This is a genomic window from Ancylomarina sp., assembly GCF_041555295.1.
In the GTDB taxonomy this organism is placed as follows: Bacteria; Bacteroidota; Bacteroidia; order Bacteroidales; family Marinifilaceae; genus Ancylomarina.
Genome location: NZ_JBFFKR010000123.1, coordinates 1 through 9794, shown reverse-complemented (window position 1 = coordinate 9794; position 9794 = coordinate 1). Strand labels below are relative to the sequence as shown.

6 protein-coding genes are annotated in these 9794 nt (G+C 35.6%); 5 read left to right on the top strand and 1 reads right to left on the bottom strand.

Annotation, left to right across the window (positions count from 1 at the left end; all coding sequences use genetic code 11):
- The first annotated feature begins 253 nt into the window (after window positions 1-253).
- Window positions 254-3316, top strand: coding sequence for a cytochrome c biogenesis protein CcsA (ccsA, locus tag ABY905_RS10010; RefSeq protein WP_372643175.1), 3063 nt, complete (start codon window positions 254-256; stop codon window positions 3314-3316).
- Window positions 3317-3418: 102 nt separating this feature from the next.
- On the opposite strand, the gene rlmB is transcribed toward ccsA, so the two are convergent.
- On the bottom strand, window positions 3419-4162 hold the full coding sequence (gene rlmB / locus ABY905_RS10005) for a 23S rRNA (guanosine(2251)-2'-O)-methyltransferase RlmB (protein WP_372643173.1): 744 nt from the start codon (window positions 4160-4162) through the stop codon (window positions 3419-3421).
- Window positions 4163-4350: 188 nt separating this feature from the next.
- On the opposite strand from rlmB, the gene ABY905_RS10000 reads away from it, so the two are divergent.
- The 4 genes from ABY905_RS10000 to ABY905_RS09985 all read left to right on the top strand — a co-directional run bounded on the left by ABY905_RS10000 (window position 4351) and on the right by ABY905_RS09985 (window position 9744).
- Window positions 4351-4845 carry a hypothetical protein gene (locus ABY905_RS10000; protein WP_372643171.1) on the top strand — a complete coding sequence of 165 codons (495 nt, stop codon included), beginning with the start codon at window positions 4351-4353 and terminating at the stop codon, window positions 4843-4845.
- A 168-nt stretch (window positions 4846-5013) separates the two neighbouring features.
- Window positions 5014-7131 carry a prolyl oligopeptidase family protein gene (locus ABY905_RS09995; protein WP_372643169.1) on the top strand — a complete coding sequence of 706 codons (2118 nt, stop codon included), beginning with the start codon at window positions 5014-5016 and terminating at the stop codon, window positions 7129-7131.
- Between the two features lie 139 nt (window positions 7132-7270).
- Window positions 7271-7906: a deoxynucleoside kinase gene (locus ABY905_RS09990; RefSeq protein WP_372643167.1), complete on the top strand. Its 636-nt coding sequence runs from the start codon at window positions 7271-7273 to the stop codon at window positions 7904-7906.
- A gap of 113 nt (window positions 7907-8019) precedes the next feature.
- Complete coding sequence (locus tag ABY905_RS09985; protein ID WP_372643165.1) at window positions 8020-9744, top strand: tetratricopeptide repeat protein; 1725 nt, start codon at window positions 8020-8022, stop codon at window positions 9742-9744.
- Window positions 9745-9794 lie beyond the last annotated feature (50 nt).

The following is a 9794-nucleotide window of genomic DNA, read 5'->3' as shown; positions in this document are numbered from 1 at the left end:
TCTTTTTCCTCTCATTGATTATCAATCGTTTCTAAAATAATTGCTCATATCTAGCGTTTGTTAATTCATTTCCGTTCTTAATAAGCATTCTGTCGACTTAGGAGCTAGATATTCTAAACTAGACCTTTTATACTCGAATTATCGTTTACCTATAGTTTAATTTACATGGAAAATCTTATCTTCAAGTCGTTAATTTAAAAAAGACGTTTTTATCCCCAATAAGCCTCAATGGGTTATATTACACATACAACTTATGAAAAAACTACTTAACTTTCTCTTTTCTATGCAAATGATGGGCACCTTGATTGCCATTTTTGCGATTTCTATTGGTGCAGCCACATTTATTGAAAATGATTTTGGGACTCAAGCTGCAAAAGCTGTTGTTTACAATGCAGCCTGGTTCGAAATATTACTGTTTTTAATTACAGTAAACCTTGCTGCTAACATCTATAGGTATAAACTCTACAAAAAAGAAAAATGGTCAATGGGACTCTTCCATGTCGCGTTCATCGTTATTCTTTTAGGATCTGGAATTACTCGCTATGTAGGTTACGAAGGTAGTATGCATATCCGCGAAGGAAAGGCCACAAGCCAAATTACCAGCACCGATAGCTATGTAGATATAATAGTTGAAGAGGATGGCAATAAAACAGAGGAATCTGTAAAATTCAATATGAGCGCATTGAGTAATGTTAGCCTAAATGAGAAACTATCGCTTAATGACAAGGACATTAAAGTCAGTCTTAAACATTATATTCCAAACGCATCAACCAGTCTTATTGAAGAGGCAGGTGGCATACCTGTGATAACATTTGCTGCAACAACAGAAAACAAAATGCAAGGCATGCAAACATTCAGTCTTGATTATAACAGCAATAAAGTGCTTGGTGAAAATCTATTTTCATTTGGCGAAAAAGAGACTGAACTCGCCACTAACTTCTCTTATTCCGATAGTTTAAGAATAAAGAGTCCCTACCCGATTAAAGAGTTGAATATGATGGGTGGAGAAGGTGTTCAAATGGAAAGCAACAAATGGTACACTATTGGACCTAGGAAGCTGTACGAAATTAATGGTATTCGTTTAATCATTAAAGATTTTTACCCTTCTGCTAAATACAAATATATAAATACACAGGATAAAAAAGCACCAACGGTTCTAGTTTTCGATGTTAAAAGTGGAGAGCAAGAAAAAGAATTGATCGTAAAAGGTTTTAAAGACTATATAGGAACACCAGAAACAACACAAATTAATGGTTTAAATGTTACCGTTTCTTATGGCTCAAAATATTTAAACTTGCCTTTCTTTATTAAGCTCAACGATTTTCAGCTTGAACGCTATCCTGGTTCTATGAGTCCATCTTCTTTTGCCAGCGAAGTAACTTTGATTGACACTTTAAGTTCCATCAAGAAAGATTACCGTATCTATATGAACAATATTTTAAAACATCAGGGCTTTCGCTTTTACCAATCATCATATGATACCGACGAGGGTGGTACAGTACTTTCAGTTAATCACGATCAGTGGGGAATGATGGTGACTTACTTTGGTTATTTCTTAATGATTGTAGGTATGGTTTGGTCACTAATAGCATCTGGAACTCGTTTTAAAGCTTTGAGTCAGATGAAAAGTAAAAGTTTGAAAACAATTCTTATTCTAATCTTAGCCTTGGGAGGTAGTGTTACAACTTATGCTCAAGATGGAAACAGAATAGAAGTGCCATTAGAGCAAGCAAAGAGTTTTGGAGAGTTGGTTGTTCAAGACAAAACAGGGCGATTCGAACCGATCAATACTTTAGCCAGTGAGGTTATTCGCAAAATCAGTAAAAAGAGTCGTATTGATGGTCTTAATGCTGATCAAGTATTCCTGAGTATGATTATCGATCCTCAGAACTGGGAAGAAACACCACTTATAAAGGTTAGCAACCCTGACTTAATTCGAGAGATTGGAGCAAGTGGAAAATATGCAAGTTTTGCCAATTTCCTTGATATAAGAGGCCAATACAAACTGGGAAAAAAAGTTCAGGATGCCTATTCTCGTAAGCCCGCTAATCGAACTGCTTACGACAAGGAGATTATCTCGGTTGACGAAAGAGTAAATATTAGTTATATGGTATTTACAGGTGAGTTTCTAAAACTATTCCCCGATCCTAAAGATAAAAACCATGCATGGTACCATCCAAAGGAGCCTATTCATGTTCAAGGTGAAGATTCATTATTCATTAAGAAGTCGATATTAATGCTTAGTCAGTCTCTTAAAGCTCATGATTACGACTCAGCAGATATGTATATTAATGGGATCAAGAAATATCAGAATACCTATGGTAAAGAAGTGATGCCATCGGCAACTAAAATCAAAACTGAGATTCTTTACAACAATATCAATATTTTCAAAAAATTATTCCCTTACTACCTTCTTATTGGTTTCATTCTAATTATTGCATTAGTTGCGAAGATTATAACACCTAAAATGTCAATCAAGTGGTTATTCCGCATTGCATTTATCATTCTAAGTGTTGCCTTTTTAATGCATACCATTGGTTTAGGTGCTCGTTGGTATATCGCGGGTCGTGCTCCCTGGAGTAATGGATTTGAATCGATGACCTATGTGGCTTGGGCCTGTCTTCTTGCGGGATTCTTATTTACCCGTAAATCGAAGTTTGCTTTGGCAGCAACTTCGGTATTAGCTGGTCTTACTTTATTTGTAGCTCACTTATCATGGATGAGTCCTGAAATAACCAACTTGGTTCCTGTTTTAAAATCGTACTGGTTAACCATTCATGTTGCAATTATAACAGGTAGCTATGGCTTCCTTGCTTTGGCAACTATTCTTGGAATGATAAGCCTCCTATTAATAGTCTTGAAAAACAAAAAAAATGAAACTAGAATTGATACAACAGTTGTTGAGTTAAGTCGAATTAGCGAAATGACCATGATTATTGGTTTATATAGTCTAACTATTGGAACTATTCTAGGTGGTATCTGGGCCAACGAATCGTGGGGACGTTATTGGGGATGGGACCCAAAAGAAACCTGGGCTTTGGTGAGCGTTCTGGTTTACAGTTTTGTTCTTCATATGCGCTACATTCCTGGTTTAAAATCAATCTTCACCTTCAATCTTGCATCTGTATGGGCCTATAGTTCTATCATCATGACTTACTTTGGAGTAAACTATTACCTCGCAGGACTTCACTCTTACGCAAAAGGTGATCCAATTCCTGTTCCATCTTGGGTGTATTACACGGTTGGAATTCTTATCGTATTGAGTGCAGCGGCTTATTACAACTATAGAAAATATGAATCTAAAGAGCACAAATAAATCTCTTTAATTAAAATAAATTCAGTCATAAAAAAAGTCATTCGATATAATATCGAATGACTTTTTTGTTGGAATATCTTGCATGGTCAGATGACCTAGTACTTACAAACTTCTTTGTCTAACAGCCTCATAAATCATTAACGAAGCAGCAACTGATACATTTAAAGATTCAATTGAACCTAAGATTGGAATCTTCACTTGTTCATCAGCAAGACGCAATAAAGATTCTTCAATACCAACATCCTCTGATCCCATAATAATAGCGGTTGCCAAAGTCAAATTAGCCTCAGTATACACCTTATCTCCCTTTTCGGTAGCTGCAACAATACGAATACCTTCTTGCTTTAAAGTACGAACCAAAGTTTTTAAGTTTTGCACTCTACAAACCGGGATATTGTATAAAGCACCAGCCGATGTCTTAATAGCATCTGGCGTTACCTTAGCCGAATTTTTGAAAGGGATAATAATCGCCTGAACACCTGCACATTCAGCAGAACGAGCAATGGCACCAAAGTTTCTAACATCAGTAATCTGATCAAGCACTAAGATCAAAGGAATTTTACCTCCAACCATAATCTCTGGCAATACATCTTCAATTTCCTGATAAGCAATTGGAGCAATTATAGCAATAACACCTTGATTGTTCCTTTGATCTAGTGCATCAATCTTTTCTTTTGGAACAAATTGATATTGCACATCTTTTGTACGAACCAATTCGAAAAATTCATTGTACAATGGTCCAGCAAGACCGCTACGAATCAATATCTTCTCAATTTCTTTTTCACTATTAATCGCTTCCATTGCTGCTCTAATCCCGAACAACATTTCTTGTCTTTGCTTTGCCATTTTTCTACTTATTATTCTATTTTTTCTGAATAGGCAAAGGTAGTAGGTAAATCCCAATCATACAACTAAGTAAAAGCATATCCATAAAATCATTGAAAACATATATTCTAAAGGCCTAAAAGCTTAAGAAAAAGGCATGAACGTTTCTCTTTTTATTTCACTAAATTTGCTCAAAATATTTTTATTCTATGCAAAACTCCTGGCTCGACAGCATCAACAATAACATTGATAATCAAATTGACGAACATATCTCTGTTAAGGATTATCGTTTTTATCAAATCGAAAAGCTAAAGCGAATAGCTGCACTACTTGATAATACCAAACACAAAAATTGTTTGGATTGTAAGCATGCTAAAATCGAATTGGAGAAAATTGTAAACGATCTCGATCGCCTGATAAACAAATCTGGTGTGAATAGAAGCGAGTACGAAAAAAGGGTTGAAAAACTGATCAAGCATCTAAAAGATGCACACCAAGTATACCAAGCTCATCATTTCACCTATACCTACTCTGGCATTTACACCATAGTCGGGGTGGCCTTTGGATTACTAGTGAGTTACGGAACATTCTACAGTTTCAATCCCCACGTATTCTTCTTGTGTGCAGGTGTAGGCATGGTGATTGGAAATGTACTAGGAGCTAGAAAAGATAAGCACCAAGCCCGAACAGGAAAACAGCTTTAGTATTCAAAACAATAAGAACAGCGCTAAATATCGTTCCAAACATTGTATTGAGATATTAGATTTATAGTTCTAACTTTAAGACAATCATTTTTTATTCAGATCATTAATCTATGAATAATACTGATGCAACCCGAGTTAAACTCTATTTCTAATCCTTAAGTTCAAATCATGAAGAAACTTATTTTGCCATTATTTTGCATTTCGATAATGGTTTCCTGTTCCAACGAAAGAACAAAAATGAACTACCCCATTTCAAAAAAAGTTGACACCACTGATCTTTATTTCAACACCACAGTTGCCGATCCGTACCGATGGTTAGAAGACGATAACTCGGAAGAAACAAAGGCTTGGGTTGTTGAGCAAAACAAGGTGACTGATGACTTCCTAAATGCAATTCCTTTCAAAGCAAAGATAAAAGAACGACTTACCGAAGTTTGGAACTATCCTAAGGTTGGTGTTCCCTTTAAAAAAGGCGACTTGTATTTCCACTATAGAAACGATGGTTTACAAAACCAATCCGTTTTATACGTCCAATCAAAACTTGAAGATGAAGCTCGTGTTCTACTCGATCCAAACCAATTATCTGATGATGGAACGGTTGCACTTGCAGGGATATCTGTTTCCAGCGATAGCAAATACTTAGCTTATTTAGTTGCTCGATCAGGGTCGGATTGGAACGAAGTATTTGTAAGAAACATTGCTACTGGTGAAGATATCAGCGATCATTTAATGTGGATTAAATTCTCAGGCGTTTCCTGGTATAAAGATGGTTTCTTCTATGGTGCTTACGATGCTCCAAAGGCAGGTACCGAATTATCGAACTCTAATGAATACCATAAAGTCTATTATCACAAGCTAGGCAACAAGCAATCTGAAGATGAACTCATCTATCAGGATTCAAAATTCCCGAAACGTTTATATGGAGCTTCTGTTACCGATGATGAGAAATACCTTATTCTATCGGCCATGTCTGCCTCACATGGGAATGCACTTTATTTTAAAGAACTGGATAAAAAAGGAGCCGATTTTAAATTGATTACGGACGAATTAACTTTCGATCACAATATTATTGATGATGTAAATGGTAGCCTATTGATGTATACCAATAATGGTTCCCCGAAATACCGTTTAGTTTCTGTTGATGTTAAAAATCCATCAAAAGAAAATTGGAAAGACGTCATTCCTGAAAAAGAGAATGTTTTGAGTGGCGTAAAGCTTGCGGGTGGCAAAATTATAGCCACTTACATGCAGGATGCTTATTCAAAAATCGAAATTCTAAATTTGAATGGTAGCTTCGAATATGATTTTGATCTACCTGGAATTGGTACAGCTGGAAGTTTCTCTGGAAAGAAGGATGAGAAAACGGCTTTTTATAGTTTCGAATCGTTCACATCACCCGAAATTGCCTACAAATACAATTTCGATACAAAGAAATCAGAAATATTTTATCAGCCAAAAATCAATTTCAATCCTGAGGATTTTATAACAGAACAGAAGTTCTACACAAGTAAGGATGGGACTAAAGTTCCTATGTTTATTATCTACAAAAAAGGAACTCAATTGGATGGAAATAATCCATGTTTACTATATGGCTACGGTGGATTCAACGTCAGTTTAACGCCCTACTTCACACCTCGACGTTTAGTTTGGTTAGAAAATGGCGGTGTTTACGTTGTTGCGAATTTACGTGGTGGTGGCGAATATGGCGAAGATTGGCATCAGGCTGGTACAAAAATGAAAAAGCAGAATGTATTTGATGATTGTATCTCAGCTGCTGAATACCTAATTGAAAATAAATATACCAATCCTGAAAAACTAGCATTAAAAGGTGGTTCAAATGGAGGCTTACTTGTAGGCGCTGTTATCAATCAGCGTCCCGATCTGTTTAAGGTTGCTATTCCCGAAGTTGGTGTTATGGATATGCTTCGCTATCATAAATTCACAATTGGTTGGGCTTGGGCTGGCGATTACGGAACCAGTGAGGATAACGAAGAGATGTTTAATTATCTCTATAAGTACTCTCCTATTCACAATATCGAAAATAAAGCTTACCCTGCTGTAATGGTAACAACTGCCGATCATGACGACAGAGTGGTGCCAGCTCATTCATTTAAATATATGGCCACTCTGCAAGAAAAATATAAGGGTGAAGAACCTATTCTAATAAGAATAGAATCGAATGCAGGCCATGGTGCTGGCATGCCAACATCAAAGCAAATTGAGGAATATGCAGATATCTGGTCATTCATCTTTTACAACATGAATATAAGCCCTGATATAAAATAACTTAAAGCATATCAACAAGAATATACAGGAGTAGCCACTTTGATCTTTTTATCAACAATGGCTACTCTTTTTTTTAAAAAGTCTATTATTTAAACAGCATTTTATATTTTTACGAGTCCAAATCAGAAACACACATTTAATGGATTATAATTTTATCGTCATCGAAGGAAATATAGGTGCCGGAAAAACCTCTTTATCAAGCAAGATAGCTTCAGAATTCAATGCAAAACTCATTTTGGAGCAGTTTGCGGATAACCCTTTCCTACCTAAATTTTACGAGGAGCCTGAGAAATATTCATTCCCTCTCGAAATGTCATTTTTGGCCGATAGATACAATCAATTAAAAAATGAATTGAGCGAACAAGATTTATTCAAATCGTTCACCATTGCTGACTATTACTTTATGAAGTCATTGATTTTCTCAAAACAGACACTTCAAGATGATGAATATAAGCTGTACAGTCAATTCTTTCACATCATTTACAACTCTTTACCTAAACCCGATTTATATGTCTATCTCCATTCAGATGTGGACAAATTATTAGACAACATCAAAATGAGAGGTCGGGATTATGAACAAGACATAACAGCAGATTATCTTTTGAAAATTCAGAATAGTTATTTTTCATTCTTCAAACAACAACAAGATCTCAATTTCCTCGTTATCGATACGAATAACATTGATTTTATTGGTGACAAGTCTGACTACTCCAAAATCTGTGATGTGATCTTTAATACCAAATACAACAAAGGTCTTAATAGAGTCATAATCTAACAGATAAGTATTTTAACATTAATCAAAATAGAATCTTTTGGTGAATAAATTTTTCTTAAATTTGTTTCCATACACGTTTTAATTAATTACAACAACATATTTAAGTTATTATGATGAAAAAAATCAAACTTAATCACGTAGCAGCTATGCTACTAGCTGGTGCCTTACTTTCTGGTTGTGCTGGAATGAGTAAGATGAAAAAAAATGCAAGTGACATTGATTACAGTGTGACTCCTGAGATTCTTGAAACTCACGCAGGAAAAGTTGATGTAGAGGTTAGCGTTAGAATACCTGCTAACTATTTCAACAAGAAAGCGACTTTAATTGCAACTCCTGTTTTGAAATTCGAAGGTGGAGAAGTTGCTTTTGCTCCTAAAACTCTTCAAGGTGAAAAAGTTCAAGGAAATGCTATGGTAGTACCTTACGAGACTGGTAAAACAATTACTTACAAAGGAACTGTCGATTACGAAACAGCAATGCGTATTTCTGATCTTGAGGTTAGAATGACAGCTCAAAAAGGTGAAAAGTCATTGGATTTTGATCCTGTAAAAATTGCACAAGGTGTTAAAGCAACTGCTACTCTTGTTCAAAACAAGCCTGCCAACATTATTGGTAAAGATGCTTTCAAAAGAATCATTGCTGAAACTAAAGAAGCTGATCTTCATTACCTAATCAACAGCGCTAACGTTCGTTGGTCAGAAATGAAAAGCGAAGATATTAAAGCTCTAAACGACTACTTCAAAACTATTGAAGCTGACGCTAACAAAGAATATAAAGGAATTGAAGTTTCTGCATATGCATCACCTGATGGAGCAATAGATTTCAATGAAAAATTAGCTGGTAAGCGTGAGGTAACTTCTTCTAAGTATGTGAAGAAATCAATGAAGAAAGCGAAGCTTTCTGATTACACTAGCGAAGAATTCTTCAAGTCTAATGTAACTCCAGAAGACTGGGATGGTTTCAAAAAATTAATGAAAGCATCTAACATCAGAGATAAAGAATTAATTCTACGTGTTCTTTCAATGTACACAGATCCTGAAGTACGTGAAAAAGAAATCAGAAATATTTCTGCTGCTTTCTCTGAAGTGAAAGAAGAGATTCTTCCTAAATTGAGAAGAGCTAAATTCTTAGTAAACGTTGATAACATTGGTAAATCAGACGAAGTAATTGAAGATCTTGCTGAGAACAATCCTGTTGAATTGAACGTTGAAGAATTGCTTTATGCTGCAACTCTTACTGAAGTAGCAAGCGAAAAATTAGCTATCTACAACACCGCTAAGAAACAATTTGCTGGTGACTGGAGAGCTCATAACGATGCGGGTATGGTTTTATTCGGAATGAAAAAAATCGACGAAGCTAAAGCTAACTTCGACAAAGCTGATCAACTTTCTGCTAACAACCCAGTTGTTAAAAACAACTTAGGTGCTGTAGAATTGGTAAAAGGTAATGTTGCTGAAGCTGAAGTATTGTTTGGTGCTGCTACAGGTGCAGGTCAAGAAGTAAACTATAACTTAGGTATCGTTGCAATTATGAAAGCTCAGTACGACTTAGCAACTCAGCAGTTTGGTGAGTGTTATGCTGTAAACTCTGCTTTAGCAAATATCTTAGCTGGAAAATACACTATTGCTCTTGAGAAATTGAACAAGAACACAAGTGATGACGCTATGGTTGATTACCTTAAAGCTATTGTTGGTGCAAGAACTAACAACAACAACTTAATTTTCTCTAACTTGAAATCAGCTACTGCTAAGGATGCTTCTTTGAAAGCTTTCGCTAAGTCAGATCTTGAATTCTATACAGTTTTTGAAAATGCAGAATTCAAAGCTATTGTTGAGTAATTAAACTTAAAGCATATAAAAAAACGGCTCTCTAGAGGGCCGTTTTTTTT

Bases quoted from the DNA above. Each gene is read 5' to 3' on its own strand.
- ABY905_RS09990 (WP_372643167.1), top strand. From the start codon at position 7,271: ATGGATTATAATTTTATCGTCATCGAAGGAAATATAGGTGCCGGAAAA.
- ABY905_RS09995 (WP_372643169.1), top strand. From the start codon at position 5,014: ATGAAGAAACTTATTTTGCCATTATTTTGCATTTCGATAATGGTTTCC.
- ABY905_RS10000 (WP_372643171.1), top strand. From the start codon at position 4,351: ATGCAAAACTCCTGGCTCGACAGCATCAACAATAACATTGATAATCAA.
- ccsA (WP_372643175.1), top strand. From the start codon at position 254: ATGAAAAAACTACTTAACTTTCTCTTTTCTATGCAAATGATGGGCACC.
- ABY905_RS09985 (WP_372643165.1), top strand. From the start codon at position 8,020: ATGAAAAAAATCAAACTTAATCACGTAGCAGCTATGCTACTAGCTGGT.
- rlmB (WP_372643173.1), bottom strand. From the start codon at position 4,162: ATGGCAAAGCAAAGACAAGAAATGTTGTTCGGGATTAGAGCAGCAATG.